Source organism: Lentisphaera profundi, assembly GCF_028728065.1.
In the GTDB taxonomy this organism is placed as follows: domain Bacteria; phylum Verrucomicrobiota; class Lentisphaeria; order Lentisphaerales; family Lentisphaeraceae; genus Lentisphaera; species Lentisphaera profundi.
The window spans coordinates 2590233-2610664 of sequence record NZ_CP117812.1; the positions used below are offsets into that span (position 1 = coordinate 2590233).

The window sequence follows — 20432 nt, forward strand, 5'->3', positions numbered from 1 at the left end:
AGTAGAAAATGGCTTTTTAATTATACAATGTCGCCTCGCAGATGTGAATCCTTCCACAAAGGGGGCTTATTTACAATAATCTACTTGTTTGTAAAACCGCTAGACAAAACTTAAATTCAAATACTTTCATTAAACAGCATAAGCGATCCTCATGGCCTCAGTACAACTACAAGAAATTATCGATTTTTTTGAGCAAGCTCCTATTTTTTATGGAATCACTAAAAGTGACCTAAATAAAATTTCTCAACAGGCTCAAATTGTTTATTTCCCAAAAAGCACCCGGATTTTTCAACAAGCATCCAGTCCTGTCGATGGCGTTTATTTTATCATGCAAGGGGGCTTTGAACTCAGTTATGAAAGTAACGAACAAATGGAGCACGATATTCTTGCTCATCACGAAGTCTATGGCGCTATGAGCATTCTTCGAAATGAAGGTATTTCACTCAGAAATGTAGAGGCTAAAGAAGATACCTTTGCCTACTTTATAACGAAAAGTAAATTTCAATCCATTGTTGATAAGCACCCACAAATCGAGCAATATTTCTTCAACCCTTTAAACGAAGAAAGTTTTTCTCGCTCTTGCTCACAAATGCAAAATCGGGGCAATCGAAACCAAGAAGGCTTTATGCAGGTCAGTATGAAAGCGGCATGTAAAAAACCTTTAAGCTTCTGCCAAGCAAAGCAAAGCCTTATTGAAATCGCTAAAATTATGTCCGACGCTAATTTCGGCTTTTGTATGGTTCAAGAAAATGATCAGCTCATAGGCGTCATTAGTGATAGTGATATCCGCCGCTCTTTAGCCAAGAACCAGGCGCCCTCTTCTACCCTTGCTGAAAATATTATGACTACGGAAGTGAAAACCATACAAGATGATCTTAGTGTACTCGAGGCGCTATTAAAAATGGAACGACATGGCATCTCTCATCTTCCCGGTATCGCTGCCGATGGTCGTGTGAGCTCCGTCTTGTCTGCCCTCGACCTTCCACAAGTACAACGGGGTTCTCCTCTTGATTTTATTTACAAAATTCGCCAATGCCAAACGATCAGCGAAATAAGAGAAATTAAAAATAACTTAGCTCAAGTCAGCAACGATTTATTATTGCAAGGCTATTCGCCTCTCAATACAGTTCAATACATATCAAGAGTGAATGATGCTATTTTAAAATGTACTATTAAGGAAACATTAAAAGCAACGGGCCCCGCACCCGTGGATTTTGATTTCCTCGTTTTAGGGAGCGAAGGGCGCTTAGAGCAAACTCTTTCTGGCGATCAAGACAATGCTATTATTTATCAAAATTCTAATGACCCCGACATCCATTCTTGGTTTAAAAACTTTGCTAGCTTAGTCTGTAGTCATCTGGATAGTGCTGGTTATATCTACTGTACAGGCCGTATAATGGCTGAAAATGATGAGTGGTGTCAAGACTTAAATCAATGGCAAGATTACTTCACTCAATGGGTGGATAAGCCCTATGATAAAAACCTTTTAAATACTCAAATATTTTTTGATTTTAGACATGTCTACGGCAAAGGTTCTCTCTCGCAAAAATTACGCCAGCACCTTTTAATTGATCTCTGTCCAAAAGCTAATAAGTTTTTTTCTGCTTTAAGCCATCAGTATTTAAATCAATCCCCCCCTCTCGGTTTCTTTAATCACTTTATTGTTTCTAAAAGTGGTGAGCATAAAAATTCTCTCGACATTAAAAATGTCATGAATTTTATTGTCGAATTTTCCCGAATTCTAGCACTCGAAGCTGCGATTGATGCCACCTCAACTTCGCGACGCTTAGAAGAAATTAAGCGGAAAAATATCATTAGTGACGATGAAAATAAAAACCTCCAGCGAGCCTGGAACTTATGCCTCTATCATCGCTTACATCATCAAATTCAACTTCTTGATCAAGGCCTTGAAAGTCATAATTTCATTAATCCCAAGGAGCTCAATACACTTGATAGAGAAATGCTAAAAGCTGCATTTAAGCTCATTCCAGATCTACAACTAAAAATTAAACTGCGTTTTAATTCAGGTTTAAACTAATGAGTTTTTTAAGTAAAATTTTCCCTCCAAACCTACAAAAATCATTCCCTGGAGAGATCCTAGATCATAATGCCGCTAAATTAGATTATGTGGTCATCGATTGTGAAATGACGGGATTAAACCCTAAAAAAGATCATTTACTTTCTGTCGCTGCGGTGAAAATTTCTAATTCAACTATCTTGCTTAATGATAGTTTCTATAAAGTCATCTACCAAGAACCGCAAACGCTGCGTAATGAAACCATTCTAATTCACCGCCTTAACCATGAGCAAATTTCCACTGGCGAAGATCAAGTTACGGTTTTGGATGAACTCGCTTCATTTTGTGAAGGCGCTATTCCCGTCGGTCATTTTTTTAATATTGATCTCTCTTTTCTTAGTCCTCTTATGGACTCCCCTTTTTCTTTCCCCCATTTAGATACTCGCAATTTGGCTCATTATCTTTTATCGAAAGAGTGTCCCCATAGTGACCCATCTTCTAACTTGCAGCTCACTAAGCTTTGTGAACTTTATGCTATCCCCTACTTTGAAGCCCACAATGCACTTGGCGATGCAACGGCAACGGCTTGTCTATTTCTCAAACTTCTTGGCGAGCTTCGCAAACATCAACATGTCTCTTTAGAGTCCATACTTTCCCTATAAAACATTTAAGGATTTTTGCTTTTTATTTTTCAAGTCTTTATAGTGTCTTAACAATCAGTAGGCTTTATGAAACTAAAAGATCCATATACTTATCATCGTAAGAAACGTCAAGTCACCATGATTGAGCAAAAGTTAGTCTCCAATGCTCACTCTTATGGTTGGTCTAAAATTAAAACGACTCGTGCTCTTAAAGAAGGTTTATTAAAAGTCCGAATTCGCTTTAAATCTTCTCAGCAAGTTGATGTTTACCGCTTAGTTTATTCGCCTCATTTTGACGAGTCTAAACTACGAGTTTTTGATCCCATTTCTTTTGATGAAAATTATTCTTATCGCTTTATTCATAGCGATCAATAATTATTGACTTACAGCATTTAGTAATTTCATCATTACATAAAAAAGATCCCCAAGTAAAAACTAGGGGATCTTTTTTGTATTTAAATAATTACGATTAGTCTTAACGAGGACTACTTGCTTCTCCTACCGATCGAATGAAAATTACTTATTCACCACGTTTAACAGCTTCCACGTACCTTCCTAAAGAACTATCTCGACCATTTTTATTATAATCTTCTAAAAGTCTCTCCATGGCAAATTCCACCAGATGTGACTTTTTAATCTTAGTCTTATACTTGTAAGGCATCGTTCTTCTTATTTCATCATAGGTGTTCTCAAGTTCTTCTAACACTGCTGACGATAAATAAAATGTGACGCGCTCTTTGCTAAGTTCATTTTTATTCGCTTCACTTTTTGCACTCAAGTTAACAATGTTTTCTAACTCATTTTTGGAACTGCTTAAATTAGAGAGCACTTTATCTACTTCTTCTTCACTTCTCACTCCTGCTAAGGAGAGAGGCTTTCTTTTTGAGCCGGCCATTTATACCACCTTTCTTAAATTTAACCATCTTTCATTAATCTCTTCGTGAAGCGCCTGCAGTTCATCCTTCGCTTTTTTATCATGCCATTCCAAGACACTTAAACCCTGAGTCATGGTATCTGCATATGCCACCCTACTCCCAAGCTTGGTCTCCATCATCTCTAATGGATATTCTCTTAAAACCAATTCAGTCTCTTGAGAAATTAAGGTACGGCTATTAAACTTGTTGACCAAGAACGCTGCCTTAATGGAAGGATTAATTGCTTGTGCTTCTTCTATTTTACTCACCATCTTACTGCTCGCCCAAATGTCAAGAGGTGAAGGTCCCACTGGCAATAAAATTAAATCACTTAAGGCGATGCTAACCGCTGCTAAAATATCCACACTTGGTGAACCATCTATAATTACCGTATCGTACTCTTCTGCAAACTTTAAGGCTTGTTTGCGCAGCACGACGGCATTGGGTAGACTTATAAGCCTTATATCCTCTTTTTCTCTTTGCCCATGCCAGGCTAAAGCAGATCCTTGGGGATCTGTATCTATAATGAGCACCTTTTGCCCTGCTTCGTGTAAGCTACAAGCCAAATTTACTGCGATGGTGGTTTTGCCGACACCACCTTTGATGTTTAATACCGATATAATCATTTTTATCTCCTTTGTTATAATACAGCTAAGCTAATCCCTCTTTTCTTGCTAGACAAGATTCTATTATAACTTTCTTCCGATTTTCTCAATCTTGCATTAATTACCAATTATCATATAAATTATTATAACAAAAGATAAATATGATATTTTAAATAAAGCAGTACTTACATAAGTAAGTAATTAAATACTCTTTAAATATAACTTTTTACTGATTTTCATCATGCAATAAAGTATAACTGATTACGGAATCTAGATCTAATTAAGCTGGGGAAGTCATGCTCTGGAGGGTAAACAGTAGGGAGAAGGGGCCAAAGGAGGTCAAAAAACACTCTATCTAAAGGGGAATAGGCTATATATCCAGAAAAAGTTATATTAGATAAGAATAAATGGAGTGACTCGCTAATCCGAAAAAAGTTATCATCTACTTTTAAAGGATTTTGAGGTCAAAAAAGAACCTTAACTACTAGGAAGTCAGAAAAAAGTTATAGTAAACAAATGCTGGATAGTCGTAAATACCTAGTAATAAACCACCTATAGAAACCGTCATCCATAAACCATTGGTTAATAAGAACTTAGTAGAAATGGGAAAAAGTTATATTTAAGACGATATTATTAGAAAAAAGTTATACTAAGTCAAAAAAAAGTTATACTTTAAGGAAATAATCAGATAAACGTTATAATTCAAAAAATAAAACCTTAAGTATCAACAGTTTACGACCCCCTAAAAAGGCTATAATAAAGATAGCTATAAAAATAAAAGTAAAAGCAGGCTGCTATTATGATTAAATATATTATTTGTTTTGCTTTGAGTATCACCTTTATGATACTCGCAGAAGAGAAAAGTACTAAACTTCAATATCAAGAAATAACTGTTCCTACAAAAAAATACGCTGTGATGAATGGCAAGAAAATAGAACTTAAGCCCAATCCATTAGTGAAGCGGTATTCATTAGGACAGTCAAATTATGCGGAACTCGCAGAATTAATTAATGCCTCATTGAGTGAAGAGGGTAAGGCTACCTACATAAGTCGTATGAATTCAATTTTAGTTATAGATCAGATCGAAGCTCATAATAGAGTGATTCAAATATTAAACGAAACTCAGGAAGAAGCCTATAATATTCATATAGAGATAAATTATAAAAATACTAAAAGTTTATCAAAGAAAGGAATCATTATCAATACCGGCCCCATAATCATCAAGGACGGAAAAATTAAATCTCCTAATGGTGTCCGCATTGATGGTGGCGTGCATAAAAGTAGTTCAGATCATTCAGAGAAAATAACTCTAACCACCATGAGTGGATATCCGGCAAAACTATGGGCTGTTGAAACGGCACATTACACAGATACCTTAAGTCAATACGTATGGTTAGATCATAGGACAAGAAAGCCTGTTCAAATAAATGAATACATAACAAGGTCTACGACTATTGGAACCGAGCTTTATATAAAGCCAAAATACAGAGGAAACGGCATCATAGAGGTGGAACTCGTTCCCATGCTAAAATTCAAAAAACCAGGTGGTGGCTATGATAAGTTTGAAGTACAGCAGATCAATACAAAAGTAACGGCTTATCAAGGAAGACCTATAAATCTAGGTGGAGTAAGTCAAACAACAAATAAATTCTTTAGTAGTTTGTTTAATCCGACTGGAGTGGTTAAAGGTGACGGAACAAATTATTTAGATTTCACACTAACAGCGTGGGCTAAAAAAGTAGGGCCACCAACAAGGTAATTAAAAATAAAAAATGTTAGCATACATAGATCACATAATAGTAGTTTTAATCACCTATACCTTAGGAATAATTTTAGCTGTTGAGGTTTTATACAAAGGGAGAACGAGTCAAGGAAAGACGGCATGGATACTAAGCCTATTATTAATGCCAATATTTACGATCCCCATTTATTTGATTTTTGGCTCAAGGAAATTTCATGGTTATGTGACCGCTCACAAAGAAGGCCGAGAACCATTAGATAAACTTTGGCAACGAGCCCATGAAACGATGAGCCCCCATAAGGTCGTAATTAATGAATTATGTCTTTATGAAAAAATTTCTAATTCAATGTTTACCAAAGGGAATAAAATTGAATTAATAAAAACGGGAAAAGAGAAATACGAGAAATTATTTAAAGATATTGATGCCGCCAAAAAAAGTGTCTTTATAGAATATTATATTATCCGCAATGATAAAATAGGGAAAAAACTCAAGGACAGTTTAATAGCAAAAGCAAAAGAGGGTTTAGAAGTAACATTAATTTGTGATTATCTTGGTTCCCTAAGTATAAAAAAGAAGTATATGCAAGAACTTAGTTCAGCAGGAGTTAAAGCTTATTTTTTTCGAACTACAAAGTTTGGCCGAAGAGGGCAGATCAATTTCCGTAATCATCGAAAATTAGTAATTATAGATGATATAATTGCCTACACAGGTGGCATGAATATTGCGGAAGATTATGCGAAAGAAACCTGGCATGATGCCCACATGCGCATCATGGGCCCCATGGTCTGTGAACTTCAATTCACTTACTTATTGGATTATAAATGGGCTAAACCCAAAGATCAGAAACTCCCCGAAGTCGATTTTTCTAAAAATATATCTTACGCAGATGGTATGGAAGCCTTAGCGCTTGCTTCTGGTCCTGCTGATGATAAAGAAACTTGCCTACTCTACTATTTAAACCTGATTAGTGGGGCCAAGAAAAGTTTAGATCTAGTGAGTCCCTTCTTTGCACCAGATGTAGCTATTATTGCGGCCTTAATTTCAGCACAACTAAGGGGAGTTAAAGTACGCTTAATCATTCCACTGAAATCAGATAATCATTTTTTTGTCGATTTATCTGCACATGAATATGCGAGATCTTTAGCTCGGAAAGGCATAGGCGTTTATCTATTTAATGAAGGCATGATTCACAAGAAGTTACTTATTGTCGATGATAATTTAGTAAGCTTAGGTACCGCTAATTTAGATAATCGTTCATTTCGAATAAACTTTGAATTGAGTATTTTAATAAAATCTCCAGCATTCACTAAGGAGATTATCAGTGTCTTTAAGGATGATTTATTAAAAAGTAAAAAAATCACTGGCTATGAAGATATGCCTTCCTGGAAAAAGTTTTTGGCAAAATGCAGTCAGTTATTTGCACCCTTGCAGTAATTAATACTTTATGATATTATTGACTTAATGATTGTGGTATTCAGCTCTAAGCTACCTAGAACACTAAGATGAAATCCCATAATTAGTAAGGCTTAGAGCAGTGCAAAAGATGTACCTATCAATCAAGAAAGTGTACGCTCAGCTTAAAATCCTATTAATTTTTGCCTTTAAATAGAAGACTAGATCAAGTTGAGAAAGACTCGAGGTCAAAAATGCTTCATTAGTGTTGTACTATTATTAATCATGAATAAATCAAAAGAGGTTTCTAAGATGTTATCTAAGTTTTTCCTTTCAGGCAGTTTATTATTAACGGCCCTACATTCACCTTCGCTAGATGCCGCGGCTAAAATGCTAAGTTCCACGAATGAAACCACAAAAAGTGATGTCGTTTCAGCCGCTAAAAATAAATCAGATGCGAGTTCTTTTTGGGGAGTTTCTTATTTAGTTGATACGATTGGAGCCAAAGATCAAGACCCGGTATCCACTGCTGTGGCGCTCAAAGGACTTTCTTCCTATATCAAATCCACAGATAATTTTTATAATGCAGCTTTTCTTTTACACCTCAAAGAAAATTCCGATTTAAATTCTGCTTTAGCGACAAGTAAAGATCCCAATTTGCAGGCTTTAGCAGCAGCAACAATGGCAATGAAAGGGGCGATTGCTTACCAAGAAAGTTTAATCGAAAGAAACAATTTAAATATAAGTGAGAATGTCGAGGATGTTCCCGAAATAAAAAAAGGGAAGGGGAAGAAAGGCAAAAAAGGGAAGGGGAAGAAAGGCAAAAAAGGAGCTGGAAGTGAAACTCAAAAATCATCAGTGTCTTTGGATCGCGATCTCTTAGAAACTTTTCTGCAAAGCAAAAATAAAAAAGCGCAATATTTAGCGATTCTCGCAGCTGCCTATGCTAAAGATTCTTCAGTCAGTAGCACTGTAGATGATTTAGTGTTGAAATCATTAGAATCCCAATCAGCTCGAATCTTCTACAAAGCAAGAGTAGCAGGAAGTTTGAATCCCAAGGAGCTTATGACTCTGGTGCAAGTGGCGATCAAAAAACGTCCGCCAGCAGTAAGCAATGTCGTGAGTTTTTCTTTAGACATACCAGCTATGGCTTTGATTGTTCAAGCTATTGCAGAAGTAGCCGACGAGAGCTCAGTCAATATTCTACATAGCGCGCTTAATGTTCCTGACCTAAGAGTGCAAGTGGAAGCCGCACGGGCGATCGCTAAATTAAAATCACCTAAAAGTCTTGCCGTGGTGAATAAAAAAATTCCAAGTGCCGCTTGGCCAGTTCTCATTGAGCTGTGTGATTATGCTGCTAAAGCGCCATCAGAAAAACTTCTCCCTGCCTTAATTCAGCGTTTAGCAAAAGAAAAAGGCCGGATGAGAATCAATTTGAATTACGCGCTCAGTATTATTGCTGGAGATCAGCATGCAAGCACCGCAAAGGAATGGTTAGCGTGGTATAAATCAAATAAATCTTTCAAAGTAGATTCCTCAGCATCGGCAGCGTTTCGTGATATGTATATGGTTCAAGTCATGAATGCGGGGCCTAATGGTTACTTCTATAGCCTCGCAATCTATAGTGATAGCTTTTGTTATGTTGTGGATACATCGGCATCAATGAAAGGCCCTAGAATCGCATCTTTGGATGAAAACATGGCGATGTCAGTTGAGCAGCTCTTAAATAAATCGAAGTATAATATTGTCGATTTCGGTGGAGATGTCGAAGTGATGGAAGCCAAGGCGTTGACGGCAGATTTAAGAAAAGGCACTGCGCGAGTGAAGTCCTGGAACATGAGCCTGGGGACACGTAGTTTTTGTGCCATTCGTCAAAGTTTATTATTTCCGGACGTGGATTCAATTTACTTTCTTTCAGATGGAGCTCCTGCACGTGATAGCGTAAAAAATTGGCAGGGAATTACTGAGGGAGTGATGATGTTAACTCGCTATAAGCAAATTGCTGTTCATTGCATTGACTTTGATCCTAAAGCGGGCAATCAAGCTTATATGATTAATTTGGCCAAGTATAACGAAGGGCGCCACGAATCAATTGAGGTAGGTCCAGCAGCACCTGGTGAGGGCAAGAAGAAAAAGAAAAAGAAATAATTTTAATAAAAGGGAGTCTATGGACTCCTTTTTATTTGTTTTCAGTCATAAACAAAACTTATTGTTATGATAGAATTAATAAATTTTACTATTATTCAGTCTTAGGGCATAGTTAGTCATCTTCAAAAATAAAAAGGAAAAGTAAGATGTTCGAAAATAAAGAAAAGCAAAATGTACCCACTGTTAGTTTCCGTACTCGTGTGAATAATAATTGGGAAGATTTGACAACAGACGAAATCTTCAAAGGCAAGACCGTGATTGTCTTCGCACTTCCTGGGGCTTTCACACCGACCTGCTCATCTGCTCACTTGCCTCGCTATAACCAACTAGCACCAGTTTTCAAGGAAAATGGAGTCGATGATATTTACTGCCTATCAGTTAATGATACCTTTGTAATGAATGCTTGGGGCGCTGATCAAGATTCAGAAAACATAAAATTCCTACCTGATGGCAATGGTGAATTCTCTCAAGGTATGGGACTTCTCGTTGATAAAAAGGATCTCGGCTTTGGCAAACGCTCTTGGAGATACTCGATGCTCGTCAAAGACGGTGTCATTGAAAAAATGTTCATAGAAGAAGATAAGCCAGGTGATCCTTTCGAAGTGAGTGATGCGGATACTATACTCAACTATATCAATCCAAATGCCGAGCTTCCTAAGCTAGTGAGTATCATTTCGAAGCCGGGCTGTAGTCATTGCCAGCGAGCTCGTGAAGTACTAGAGCAAAAAGGCATGCCTTATGAAGAAATTAAACTAGGGCAGGGCGGTATGAGCCTAACGACCTTAAAGGCAGTGAGCGGCAAAACAACAACACCTCAAGTGTTCATTAATGGTGAACTGATTGGCGGTGCCGATGAACTCATTAAATACATAAATCAATAATTAATAAATTAAGTAAAGCCCTCCTTTAGGGAGGGTTTTTTAAGTGGAGAGAAAAATGAAAGACTATGATGTGCTGGTAATTGGAGCAGGGACAGCGGGACTTAATGCCTATCGCCAGGCAAAAGCTCAAGGAAAAACTGCGGCCTTAATTGATGGTGGTCCCTTGGGAACAACTTGTGCACGCGTGGGTTGTATGCCGAGCAAGTTGCTGATTTCTGCGGCTAACGCAAATCACGCAGTGAAAAAAGCACGTATGTTTGGCATTGAAACAGCAGATCCCGTCGTCAATGATGAAGCAGTTCTAAAACGCGTTCGTTTTGAACGTGATCGCTTTGTAGGTTTTGTGATGGAAGGAATAGATAATATCCCTGAAGAACATCTCATTCGTGAATATGCCGAGTTTATAGACGACCATACAGTGCAATTATCTGGCGGAAGAAAATTAAGCGCAAAAACTTTTGTTTTGGCCGTAGGCTCACGTCCACGTCATGTCCCTATACTTGATGGAGCTGAAGACTTGGTCTTAAGTAGCGATCACATTTTTGAAATCGAAAAAATTCCTGAGCGTGTAGCGGTTTTTGGACCAGGTGTGATTGGTCTAGAGCTTGGTCAAGCACTAAGCCGTTTGGGCGCAGATGTTCGTCTCTTTGGGCGCAGTGGTTCAATTGGAGGAATTAGAGACCCAGAAATTCGCGATTATGCGACAAAAGCTTTTGCCGAAGAGTTTTATACCGATACCAAAGCCACGATTCATTCCGTACGTAAAGAAGGCGGCAAGGCGATTATCAATTACGACCATAAAGAAAAAGGCCGCATAGAAGAAAGCTTTGACTTTATTTTGACCGCCTCAGGACGAGTGAGCAATACCGATCGATTAAAGCTAGAAAATACCAGCATTGTCCTAAGTCATCGAAAAGTTCCAGCCTATAGCAATAGCACCATGCAGTGCGGAGATAGCCACTTTTTCATTGCGGGCGATGCCAATGATGAAATCCCACTTCTTCATGAGGCTTCTGACGAAGGTAAAATTGCCGGTAAAAATGCTGCAACTTTCCCAAAAGTTGATCCCGGTCACCGCAGGACACAATTAGGCATTGTATTCTCTGATCCCGAAATTGCCTCGATTGGACAAAGCTATGAATCTTTTGATGAATTGGTGATCGGTCGTGTAAGTTTTGAAGGTCAGGGACGTTCACGAGTCATGGGCAAGAATAAAGGGCTCATGCACCTTTATGCAGAAAAGGGCGATCGACGTTTGCGAGGAGCGCAAATTTTCGGCCCATCCGCAGAGCATTTAGGACACTTAATTGCTTGGACTGTTCAGCAAGGTCTTACTGTTGATCAAATTCTTGAAATGCCTTTTTACCATCCTGTAATAGAAGAGGGCTTGAGAACCGCATTACAAGATCTGCAAAAAGAACTCGATCAGGTTTAAGGGTATTGAGTGACTCTTAAAGATCTAGAGTACTTTGCGATCCTCGCAAAATTGCGTCACTTCGGCCGTGCTGCATTAGAGGCCGGAGTGAGTCAGCCAGCTCTTTCAATTCAGATTAAAAAACTGGAAGCGGAGCTAGGACTTTGCTTATTTGAGCGCTCAAATAAGCAGGTCGTTTTGAGTCCTGAGGGCGCTCACTTACTCCAACGAGCGGAAAACATAATTCAGCAAGTGAGTGATTTTCGAACTTGCGCTAAATCCTTTAAAGACCCCTATCAAGGCCATTTAATTTTGGGAGCTTTTCCGACTTTGGCTCCCTATCTCTTTCCCCAAATTTTGGATGAGCTTCATCAATCTTATCCGGAAATGAAGTTTTTCATCAAAGAGGAAAAAACTGAACAGCTCTTAGAAATGCTCAAACAGGGAAAAGTGGATGCGGCATTTATTGCCTTACCCCATGAAGATAAACTCTTAGAATCTGAATTTATTTTTTCGGAAGATTTTCTTTTTGCGGTGCCCGCAAATTATCCAGAAAGGTTCCCCTCTCATTTGTCAGTAGCAGATTTAAAAGGGCGAGAATTGATGCTCCTGGATGAAGGGCACTGCTTTCGTGATCAGGCACTCGAGTTTTGTACTGTGAATCAACTTCAGGAAAGATTTGATTTTCGTGCCAGTAGCCTCGAAACCTTGAGACAAATGGTGGCGGCAGGCTTGGGGCTTACTTTGCTTCCTCAATGTGCCAAAAATGAGAGCGATAAAATTCGATATATAGATTTTGAAGACCCCGCACCCCAAAGGTCTATTGCACTTTTCTGGCGTAAATCTTCAGCCAAAGCGGAGATTTTTCGTGAAATTGCCGATGACTTAAAGCGTGTATTAACACATGCCTGAATTATTAACTCAATAAATTTGGATTCATAAGAAGTTCTATTTATATTTTGATATGGCGTAAAAAATATAAAGCAGTAGTCAAGTCCTTTATATCTGCGGTTATAACTTTTATATAAACGTGTTCACGGACATAAAAAAAGGATGTATTCTTATGAATAAAAAATTTACTTTAATAGAGCTCTTAGTGGTGGTTGCGATTCTTGGTATATTGGCCTCACTACTTTTACCTACACTGGGACAAGCCCGCAAATCAGCGAAAGCGACAAGCTGTCAAAGTTCTATCAAGCAGGTCGGCAGTGCCATTGCAATGTTTCAAGGTGATAATGATGGGGTCATGGTCTATAATTATTCCGCAGCTGCTGTATACCAATCTAATTGGGCTAAAGGAGTCGATAGTTATCTTGGTGGCGACGCAAGCCCAGATACGGCAAATGGCGGCGCTTTTTGGAATACTGCATCCCCCACTCTATATGACTGTCCTTCCACTGCGATAGATGCAGAAAAAAATTGTTTCGCGATTGATTATGGAATTGTATCGACAGGATCAAATAAGTCATTTCTCGGGTATAAAGTTAGCGAAGTGAATAATAGTTCATCGGCTATTCTACTTGCAGACACTTGGAAGGAAGAGGCAACGGCATTAATTGGTAGATCCGGTATGAGAGGGGACAATGAGGCAAAATATAATACGGTAACAGGATTAACTCATGATGGCGGCTTTAAGCACAACAAAACTCGGACAAACTATGCTTTTGTTGATGGTCATTCAGAAATGATAAGATGGCTTCCTCGATCTATTTTTATGGATAGATACACTCAGGATATTGATAGATTAGGCGCTCTTTCCACAGACTTACGCACACACCCAGACTACAGGCCATAAGCATTCCTGAAGATAAATTTTTGAATTCTCCTGGCCCTTCTTTTTAGAGGGGCTTTTTTGTTTTCTCAAACGCGCTATTTTATTTGAAGAGAAAGCTAGCGTGATAAATATTATTTAGGTGGGAGGAGCTCAGCAAATGGATGAAAAAAATAAAAGCTACATGAATGGAAAAGAGTTTTTAATTCCACTCGCTTGGCTAATAAGTGCCTGTTTAAGTTTCCATCTATCCCACTTAGGATTAACGGCATTTTTCCCCCTGTTTTTCTTAAGTTTGTGGCAAATAACTAAAATTAAATCTATACCAATAGCTTTTATCAATGGCATTATTTTAGGTTTTGGTATTTATACTTATCACCTCCAGTTTTTTATTTCCATCTTCAATCATTTTGCCTATAATCTCTTTTGTGTGCTCGCCTTTTGGTTAGCCCTTTTTCTAGCGATCTCGGTTTGGCTTCGTCGGGTGTACTCGAGTAAAACAATTGCCTGGCTGATTCCAGTACTGTATTTTTCACTCGAATTTATTCGTTGTGAATTGTACCCACTCAAATTTTCTTGGGTGATCCCAGGGCTTAGTTTTTCCGAATCTAGTTATTATTCAGGCCTGGGAATTTGGGGAGTTTACGGGATTTCCTTTTTTTGCTTTTTATTGATCACTTTTGGAGAGAACTGGATTGAGAAAAAGAAGCTCAAAATCATAGCCTTTGTGAGTCTTTGCCTGCTCTGCCAAATCAGTTCACTTATGAGTACATCAGCAGAAACAGAGGGAGAAGGGCCACACATTACGGGCATTCAATGGGAAATGGGATCTCATAAAGACATTCTCGATTCTCTCGATCAAGCTTTAGAAACGTATCCTGATACAAAGCTTTTTTTCTTGAGTGAATATAGTTTTGATGAAGGCATACCTCAGCTTATTAAGGATTGGTGCCAAGTCAATCAACGTTACCTACTCGCAGGGACAACGGAGACAATCAAAGAAAGTGCAGTTATCAATAAAGACGTAAAAAGTATTGGTGGCAAAAAGAAAAAGCGGGCATATTTCAATATGGCAATGATTGTTGATCCTCGTGGAGAAATTATTTTCAAGCAAGCAAAAGTGATGCCAATTCAATTTTTCAATGATGGGGAACCAGCAAAGAGTCAGCAATTATGGGATTCCCCTTGGGGAAAAATTGGCATCGGCATTTGTTACGACTTGAGCTATAGCAAAATAATGGATGAACTTGTTCGTCAGGGCGCTCAAGCTTTATTAATCCCTACAATGGATGTGGAGCATTGGGGAGAGCAACAACATAAGCTGCATGGTCGTATAGCTCCCACCCGTGCAGGGGAATATGGTATCCCCGTTTATCGCGTTTGTAGTTCGGGGATATCACAGTTTGTTGATGCTCAAGGTCACATTCAAGCTCAAGGATCCTTTATCGGTCAAGGAGATACCTTCTCGGCAAAACTAGTCATGGCAGAGCAGGGGACGCGTCCCCTCGATCGTTTTCTGATTTATCCTGCTTTGATCATTAGTTTTTTAGCATTCCTTTTCTCATTTTTTAAGGCCTTCAAAAAAATACGATGAACCATGACAAGGGGAATTGTCCCTAATCGCCTGTGTGGCAACACCCTCCGCTGGCCGAAGAGCGGCGCTCCTTGGTGTGCGAAGCACCGTGCCCTCTATTCTGGTCAAGTGTATATCTTTTTTCCCGCCCACGACGGCAAATGGCCTGGGACCGCCAAGCACCTGCTTGGCACTGGCTCCAAAATTGATGTGGTTTTTTTACCCGCCTGTGTGGCAATACCCTCCGGTGGCCGAGGAGCCCTCGGGGCCCTACTAAAAAATTTAGCAGAACGCTTGAAGTTCCTCTCGTATGCATCGCATCATGACCTCTATTCTGGGTGATCATGAAAACTTTCACTCGATTTTAAATTTACTTGCCTTTCCAAGTGATTGGTTTACTTTGCAAAAAAATTAAGGTAAGAAATATGAATGGCCCTCCACAAGTTGATCCCCCGAATCCGGAAATTTATACCCTCATGGGTGAAGAAAATATCTTTAAACTTCTTCATGATGTCTATGATGAATTTGCGGTATCGTCAATTAAAGAGATGTTTCCAACTGATCCAGAAGGCTTGCAGGAAGCGGCAGATAAATCAGCCTGTTTTTTTGTAGGACTTTGTGGTGGGCCACCACTCTATCATCAGCGCTATGGCAATCCGATGCTGCGTCGTCGTCACTTTCCTTTCCCGATTGACATGAATTCGCGCGATGTCTGGTTGGCTTGCTTCTTAAAAGTCCTAAAGCATCCAGAAAAATATGATTTTCCTGAACAACACATCGATAGCTTCATCGGCTTTATTGCTGGCTTCTCACCTTGGATGGTGAACAAGGAATAGGGAAGGTTCCTTATCATGATCAAAGATCTGGAACAACGTATTATATATGAAAAAGATGGCCTATTAGTCATTAATAAGCCCTATGACCTGCCTTCTACGGGCAGAGCGCTAGATGACGATGATTGTCTTCAGTATTGGCTGATGCAACGACATGGTGGCATGGTATGGGCTGTGCATCAACTGGATGCGGACACTAGCGGTGTCAACATCTTTGTCACAGAAAAGAAGCTTGTGAAGCATTACAAAAAAATGCTAGAGAACACTCAAGCAGATAAACAATATCTAGCGATCGTTCATGGTATCCCTAAATGGAATAAATGTGAAGAGCATGGCCGTATTGGCAAGATAGATTCTCGAAGTCTAGGCATTCATCCTGAGGGAAAAACAGCTCATAGTAAATTTGAAGTCTTAGGAAGCGGTATAGACTGTAGCCTCATCAGAGTCAGGATATTTACGGGTCGAACACATCAGATCCGTATTCACCTGAGTCACTTATCTCATCCACTTATTGGTGAAGAATGGTACCGTGAGCCAGCTTGTACATTACATAAACGTCAGGCACTCCATTGTCTTAAAATTCACTTGCCTCAGACGGGGGATGCTTTCACCGCACCATTAGCGGAAGATTTATATCAATTGACTCAAAGTCAAGGTTTGAGTCAATATATGGAAGCGAACTTAAATGTATAATGAACTGATTGATTTGTGGTGAAGATGCGAGCGAACTTCAGGCAGTGGAAAAGTAATAACTTTTATAGAATTCACTAAGTGTTAAGACTCCGTATAAACTTCATCGATAAATTCACTCATTTCCTTGTCATGAAATGCTTGTGAGTTTTGTATTTATTTTCAGACTCTTCTAATTTGTTTAAGTGAAAAATTGACAATAGACGAGGATACCTAAATCATGGCGACCAAGCTAACGAAAACAGCGATTAAAAAATTCAAAGATGCTTTTCAAAATCGAGTAGAGATAACCCTGGCAAAAGATTTGTCAGAATGTACGAAACACGATCTTTATATGGCCTTGGCTTACACAGTGCGTGACCTTCAGGTAGAGGCTTGGAAAAAAACAAATCATAAACTCTCCAGTAAAGATGCCCCAAAGAGAATGTATTACATTTCGCTTGAGTTTTTGATGGGCAGAACTCTTGGCAATAGTTTGATTAATTGTGGTTTCTTTGATCAAGCGGACAATGCTTTAAAAGATCTTGGTGTTGAACTCGAAGACCTACTCGATGAAGAAATGGATGCGGGCTTAGGTAATGGTGGTCTCGGTCGCTTGGCAGCTTGCTTCCTCGATTCTATTGCGAGCTTAAATCTTCCAGGTTCTGGCTCGGGCATTCGTTATGACTACGGAATTTTTCGTCAAAAAATTGATCATGGTCACCAAGTAGAAGAACCCGACAACTGGTTGCGCTATGGTAATCCTTGGGAAGTGGTGCGTCCCGAACGCAAACGCGTAATAAAATTTTATGGTCATGTAGAATGCTACAAAGATCATGCGGGTAAGCAGTGGTGCACATGGCTTAATACGGAAGATGTCTTAGCCATGCCTTACGATACGCCGATTCCTGGTTACTCAATGGATACAGTGAATACTCTACGTCTGTGGTCAGCACGTTCGATTTTTGGTTTCAACCTTACGGATTTCAATCAAGGCGATTTTATTAATGCCAATATTCAGAAATCACTCACAGAAAATATCACCAAAGTCCTTTATCCCAACGATAATAATTACGAAGGCAAAGAACTTCGCTTGAAGCAGCAGTATTTCTTAGCTGCGGCGACTCTCGGCGATATGATGGAAGACTTCAAAGAATTGGGTCTACCAATCCAAGACCTGCCGAAGAAAGTTGTCTGCCAACTCAATGATACTCACCCTTCAATTGCAGTCCCTGAACTAATGCGAATTCTTATGGATGATGAAGGGCTAGAATGGGATGAGGCATGGGGCATTACTCGCCAAGTCTTTGCTTATACAAATCATACTCTACTTGCGGAAGCACTTGAAAAATGGTCTGTTGCTTTAATTGAAAATTTACTGCCACGCCACATGCAAATCATCTACGAGATCAATTATCACTTCTTGCGTGAGGTCGCTCAAAAATACCCTGGTGATAATGAGCGCCAACGTGATATGTCCATCATTCAGGAAGGTGGCGAAAAGTTAGTGCGCATGGCTTATCTAGCGATTGCGGGCAGTTTCTCTGTCAATGGCGTAGCGGCAATGCATACTGAACTTCTCAAGCATGATTTGGTTAAAGATTTTTATGACCTCTACCCAGATAAATTCAATAATAAAACAAATGGCATCACGCCGCGTCGCTGGTTGCGCAAATGTAATCCTGAACTCTCAGATTTAATCACTTCTAAAATTGGTGATAAGTGGGTAACGGATCTCGATGAGCTACAGAAGCTGATTCCTTTTGCTGAAGATAAAGTCTTCCGTAAAGAAATTCGTGCGATCAAAAAGAATAACAAAATTCGCCTCGCAGAATATGTAAAAGATCTCACCGGTGATGAACTTGATGTGAATTCAATTTTTGCAGTTCAAGTCAAGCGACTCCACGAGTACAAACGTCAGTTACTCAATATCCTGCATGCGATCCATTTGTATCAAAAGATTAAAGCCAACCCAAAAGGCCACTATACGCCACGTACAATTATTCTTGCGGGCAAGGCAGCTCCGGGTTATTTTATGGCAAAGCTGATCATTAAGATGGTGAATTCGGTTTCGGCAATTGTCAATAATGATCCCGACGTCAACAAATTCCTCAAGGTGCTTTTCTTACCAAATTACAGTGTGAGCATGGCAGAAGTTCTTGTGCCTGCTACTGATCTTTCTGAGCAGATTTCTACTGCGGGCAAGGAAGCCTCGGGAACTGGCAATATGAAATTCGCACTCAATGGAGCTCTTACGGTGGGAACACTTGATGGTGCAAATGTTGAGATTAAAGATGCGGTAGGCGATGATAATATCTATATTTTCGGTCTTGATGTTGATGGCATTACCAGCCTTGATCAGAATGGTTACAACCCTCATGATTACATGCCTCATGGTTCCCATCTTGCTAATGTGCTCGATTTAATATCTTCGGGCTTTTTCTGTCCCGAAGAACCTGAGCTTTTCCGTCCGCTCGTTGATTCACTCACCATTGGTGGCGATCACTATAAATTGGCCGCTGATTTTGAAGCTTATGCTGCAGCAGAAGAACTTGTGTCTAATGATTTCATTAAAGAAGACGATTGGTCAAAACGTGCTATTCTCAACATTGCAAATATGGGCGGCTTTTCATCCGACCGAACTATTAAACAATACGCAGAAGAAATTTGGGATATTAAGCCCTACTAAGAGAGTAAAATGATAACATCAGATCAACTGCATCAAAAACTTAAGCACGTAACCGTTGCAGGTTCTACCTGTAGCTACACAGAAGAATATTGCGATAAAATCGCTCCGATAGTGAATGAGATTAATCGTCTCAAAGAAGAAACGAACACAGTAATCTTAGCTCACTCCTACGTCAATCCCGAGATTGTCTATGGCGTGGCTGACTACACCGGAGATTCTTATCAGCTCAGTCGCAACGCTCTCGAGAGTGGTGCGGACAATATACTTTTTGTAGCCGTGAAATTTATGGCGGAAACCGCAAAAATTCTCAATCCAGAAAAAAATGTATACGTTCCAGCTGCCCTCAATGGCTGCAGCTTGGCCGACTCAATTACCGGTGCAGATGTACGTAAGCTCAAAGAAGATAATCCTGATTATACTTTTGTTTGCTACATCAATACCACCGCAGACGTTAAAGCTCAGTGCGATGTCTGTGTGACTTCGGGCAATGTTTATAACATTATTGAATCACTTCCTACCGACAAGATTTACTTTGTTCCAGACAAATTAATGGGCCTCAATATCATTGACGAAATGACTCGTCGTGGAGTTGAAAAAGATATCAAGCTTTGGGATGGAGTCTGCTACGTTCACGAAGAATATGATCCCGATATGATTGATTATATTCGCGGCGAATTTGACGGTGTTAAAGTTTTGGCTCACCCAGAATGTAGCCCTGGCGTTTTAAATCATTCTGATTTTGTGGGTTCTACTGCACAGTTACTCAAGTTTATGGAAACTTCGGATGCAGAAGCATTTTTGATGCTTACTGAGTGCGGTCTTTCAGCACGTTTACAGGTTGAAATGCCCGAGAAGAATTTTGTGGGTTCTTGTTCCGTATGTAAATACATGAAAGCAAATACACTCGAGAATATCTTGGAATGCTTAAAAAACCCAAAACCACAGAATGAGATTCACCTCACTAAAGAAGATGTCCAAGGCTCACGTCGTTGTATCGACGCCATGTTTCATTACGCAGAGAAAACGACTAGCAAGTAGTACGATAATACGCATCTAGTACTTCTTAGCTTCATTAAAAAAGCCGAATCACATTTGTGATTCGGCTTTTTATGTATCTATACTAAAGAGATATCTTATTATGAC

The 20432-nt window shown here is 39.4% G+C and carries 18 protein-coding genes; 16 read left to right on the top strand and 2 right to left on the bottom strand.

Annotated features, from left to right (window positions below; all coding sequences use genetic code 11):
* Window positions 1-151: 151 nt before the first annotated feature.
* From PQO03_RS21745 to PQO03_RS21755, 3 genes are all read left to right on the top strand, one after another.
* Window positions 152-2038, top strand: a complete 1887-nt coding sequence (locus tag PQO03_RS21745) for a DUF294 nucleotidyltransferase-like domain-containing protein (RefSeq protein ID WP_274153308.1) — start codon at window positions 152-154, stop codon at window positions 2036-2038.
* Complete coding sequence (locus PQO03_RS21750) at window positions 2038-2679, top strand: 3'-5' exonuclease (RefSeq protein WP_274153309.1); 642 nt, start codon at window positions 2038-2040, stop codon at window positions 2677-2679. The genes PQO03_RS21745 and PQO03_RS21750 overlap by 1 nt, the downstream gene beginning before the upstream one ends.
* A 66-nt stretch (window positions 2680-2745) precedes the next feature.
* The gene (locus PQO03_RS21755; protein WP_274153310.1) at window positions 2746-3033 is read left to right on the top strand and encodes a hypothetical protein; all 288 of its coding nucleotides are present in this window, start codon (window positions 2746-2748) and stop codon (window positions 3031-3033) included.
* Between the two features lie 145 nt (window positions 3034-3178).
* Here the strand turns inward: PQO03_RS21755 and PQO03_RS21760 are convergent, their stop codons facing one another.
* Window positions 3179-3553, bottom strand: coding sequence for a hypothetical protein (locus PQO03_RS21760; protein ID WP_274153311.1), 375 nt, complete (start codon window positions 3551-3553; stop codon window positions 3179-3181).
* Window positions 3554-4198 carry a ParA family partition ATPase gene (gene parA / locus PQO03_RS21765; protein WP_274153312.1) on the bottom strand — a complete coding sequence of 215 codons (645 nt, stop codon included), beginning with the start codon at window positions 4196-4198 and terminating at the stop codon, window positions 3554-3556.
* 778 nt (window positions 4199-4976) lie between these two features.
* On the opposite strand from parA, the gene PQO03_RS21770 reads away from it, so the two are divergent.
* From PQO03_RS21770 to nadA, 13 genes are all read left to right on the top strand, one after another.
* Window positions 4977-5936 (top strand): hypothetical protein, encoded by a 960-nt coding sequence (locus PQO03_RS21770; RefSeq protein WP_274153313.1) that lies wholly within the window; start codon window positions 4977-4979, stop codon window positions 5934-5936.
* 13 nt (window positions 5937-5949) lie between these two features.
* Window positions 5950-7353, top strand: a complete 1404-nt coding sequence (cls, locus tag PQO03_RS21775) for a cardiolipin synthase (protein WP_274153314.1) — start codon at window positions 5950-5952, stop codon at window positions 7351-7353.
* Window positions 7354-7623: 270 nt separating this feature from the next.
* Window positions 7624-9459 carry a hypothetical protein gene (locus tag PQO03_RS21780; RefSeq protein WP_274153315.1) on the top strand — a complete coding sequence of 612 codons (1836 nt, stop codon included), beginning with the start codon at window positions 7624-7626 and terminating at the stop codon, window positions 9457-9459.
* A gap of 146 nt (window positions 9460-9605) precedes the next feature.
* Window positions 9606-10340: a glutathione peroxidase gene (locus PQO03_RS21785; RefSeq protein ID WP_274153316.1), complete on the top strand. Its 735-nt coding sequence runs from the start codon at window positions 9606-9608 to the stop codon at window positions 10338-10340.
* 55 nt (window positions 10341-10395) lie between these two features.
* Complete coding sequence (locus PQO03_RS21790; RefSeq protein WP_274153317.1) at window positions 10396-11775, top strand: dihydrolipoyl dehydrogenase; 1380 nt, start codon at window positions 10396-10398, stop codon at window positions 11773-11775.
* A gap of 9 nt (window positions 11776-11784) precedes the next feature.
* Window positions 11785-12666 (top strand): hydrogen peroxide-inducible genes activator, encoded by an 882-nt coding sequence (locus PQO03_RS21795; protein WP_274153318.1) that lies wholly within the window; start codon window positions 11785-11787, stop codon window positions 12664-12666.
* A 151-nt stretch (window positions 12667-12817) separates the two neighbouring features.
* On the top strand, window positions 12818-13549 hold the full coding sequence (locus PQO03_RS21800; RefSeq protein ID WP_274153319.1) for a type II secretion system protein: 732 nt from the start codon (window positions 12818-12820) through the stop codon (window positions 13547-13549).
* Between the two features lie 136 nt (window positions 13550-13685).
* Window positions 13686-15119, top strand: coding sequence for a nitrilase-related carbon-nitrogen hydrolase (locus PQO03_RS21805; protein ID WP_274153320.1), 1434 nt, complete (start codon window positions 13686-13688; stop codon window positions 15117-15119).
* A gap of 3 nt (window positions 15120-15122) precedes the next feature.
* The gene (locus PQO03_RS21810; RefSeq protein ID WP_274153321.1) at window positions 15123-15440 is read left to right on the top strand and encodes a hypothetical protein; all 318 of its coding nucleotides are present in this window, start codon (window positions 15123-15125) and stop codon (window positions 15438-15440) included.
* An 83-nt stretch (window positions 15441-15523) separates the two neighbouring features.
* Window positions 15524-15934, top strand: coding sequence for a globin domain-containing protein (locus PQO03_RS21815; RefSeq protein ID WP_274153322.1), 411 nt, complete (start codon window positions 15524-15526; stop codon window positions 15932-15934).
* A gap of 15 nt (window positions 15935-15949) precedes the next feature.
* Window positions 15950-16624, top strand: a complete 675-nt coding sequence (locus tag PQO03_RS21820; RefSeq protein WP_274153323.1) for an RluA family pseudouridine synthase — start codon at window positions 15950-15952, stop codon at window positions 16622-16624.
* 217 nt (window positions 16625-16841) lie between these two features.
* Window positions 16842-19289 carry a glycogen/starch/alpha-glucan phosphorylase gene (locus tag PQO03_RS21825; protein ID WP_274153324.1) on the top strand — a complete coding sequence of 816 codons (2448 nt, stop codon included), beginning with the start codon at window positions 16842-16844 and terminating at the stop codon, window positions 19287-19289.
* Window positions 19290-19298: 9 nt separating this feature from the next.
* A complete protein-coding gene (gene nadA / locus PQO03_RS21830) occupies window positions 19299-20327 on the top strand; it encodes a quinolinate synthase NadA (protein ID WP_274153325.1) in 1029 nt (342 codons plus the stop codon).
* Window positions 20328-20432 lie beyond the last annotated feature (105 nt).

What these genes read in the sequence shown, in the direction of transcription:
- PQO03_RS21745 (WP_274153308.1), top strand. Translation starts at nt 152, where the DNA reads ATGGCCTCAGTACAACTACAAGAAATTATCGATTTTTTTGAGCAAGCT.
- PQO03_RS21750 (WP_274153309.1), top strand. Translation starts at nt 2,038, where the DNA reads ATGAGTTTTTTAAGTAAAATTTTCCCTCCAAACCTACAAAAATCATTC.
- PQO03_RS21755 (WP_274153310.1), top strand. Translation starts at nt 2,746, where the DNA reads ATGAAACTAAAAGATCCATATACTTATCATCGTAAGAAACGTCAAGTC.
- PQO03_RS21760 (WP_274153311.1), bottom strand. Translation starts at nt 3,553, where the DNA reads ATGGCCGGCTCAAAAAGAAAGCCTCTCTCCTTAGCAGGAGTGAGAAGT.
- parA (WP_274153312.1), bottom strand. Translation starts at nt 4,198, where the DNA reads ATGATTATATCGGTATTAAACATCAAAGGTGGTGTCGGCAAAACCACC.
- PQO03_RS21770 (WP_274153313.1), top strand. Translation starts at nt 4,977, where the DNA reads ATGATTAAATATATTATTTGTTTTGCTTTGAGTATCACCTTTATGATA.
- cls (WP_274153314.1), top strand. Translation starts at nt 5,950, where the DNA reads ATGTTAGCATACATAGATCACATAATAGTAGTTTTAATCACCTATACC.
- PQO03_RS21780 (WP_274153315.1), top strand. Translation starts at nt 7,624, where the DNA reads ATGTTATCTAAGTTTTTCCTTTCAGGCAGTTTATTATTAACGGCCCTA.
- PQO03_RS21785 (WP_274153316.1), top strand. Translation starts at nt 9,606, where the DNA reads ATGTTCGAAAATAAAGAAAAGCAAAATGTACCCACTGTTAGTTTCCGT.
- PQO03_RS21790 (WP_274153317.1), top strand. Translation starts at nt 10,396, where the DNA reads ATGAAAGACTATGATGTGCTGGTAATTGGAGCAGGGACAGCGGGACTT.
- PQO03_RS21800 (WP_274153319.1), top strand. Translation starts at nt 12,818, where the DNA reads ATGAATAAAAAATTTACTTTAATAGAGCTCTTAGTGGTGGTTGCGATT.
- PQO03_RS21805 (WP_274153320.1), top strand. Translation starts at nt 13,686, where the DNA reads ATGGATGAAAAAAATAAAAGCTACATGAATGGAAAAGAGTTTTTAATT.
- PQO03_RS21810 (WP_274153321.1), top strand. Translation starts at nt 15,123, where the DNA reads ATGACAAGGGGAATTGTCCCTAATCGCCTGTGTGGCAACACCCTCCGC.
- PQO03_RS21815 (WP_274153322.1), top strand. Translation starts at nt 15,524, where the DNA reads ATGAATGGCCCTCCACAAGTTGATCCCCCGAATCCGGAAATTTATACC.
- PQO03_RS21820 (WP_274153323.1), top strand. Translation starts at nt 15,950, where the DNA reads ATGATCAAAGATCTGGAACAACGTATTATATATGAAAAAGATGGCCTA.
- PQO03_RS21825 (WP_274153324.1), top strand. Translation starts at nt 16,842, where the DNA reads ATGGCGACCAAGCTAACGAAAACAGCGATTAAAAAATTCAAAGATGCT.
- nadA (WP_274153325.1), top strand. Translation starts at nt 19,299, where the DNA reads ATGATAACATCAGATCAACTGCATCAAAAACTTAAGCACGTAACCGTT.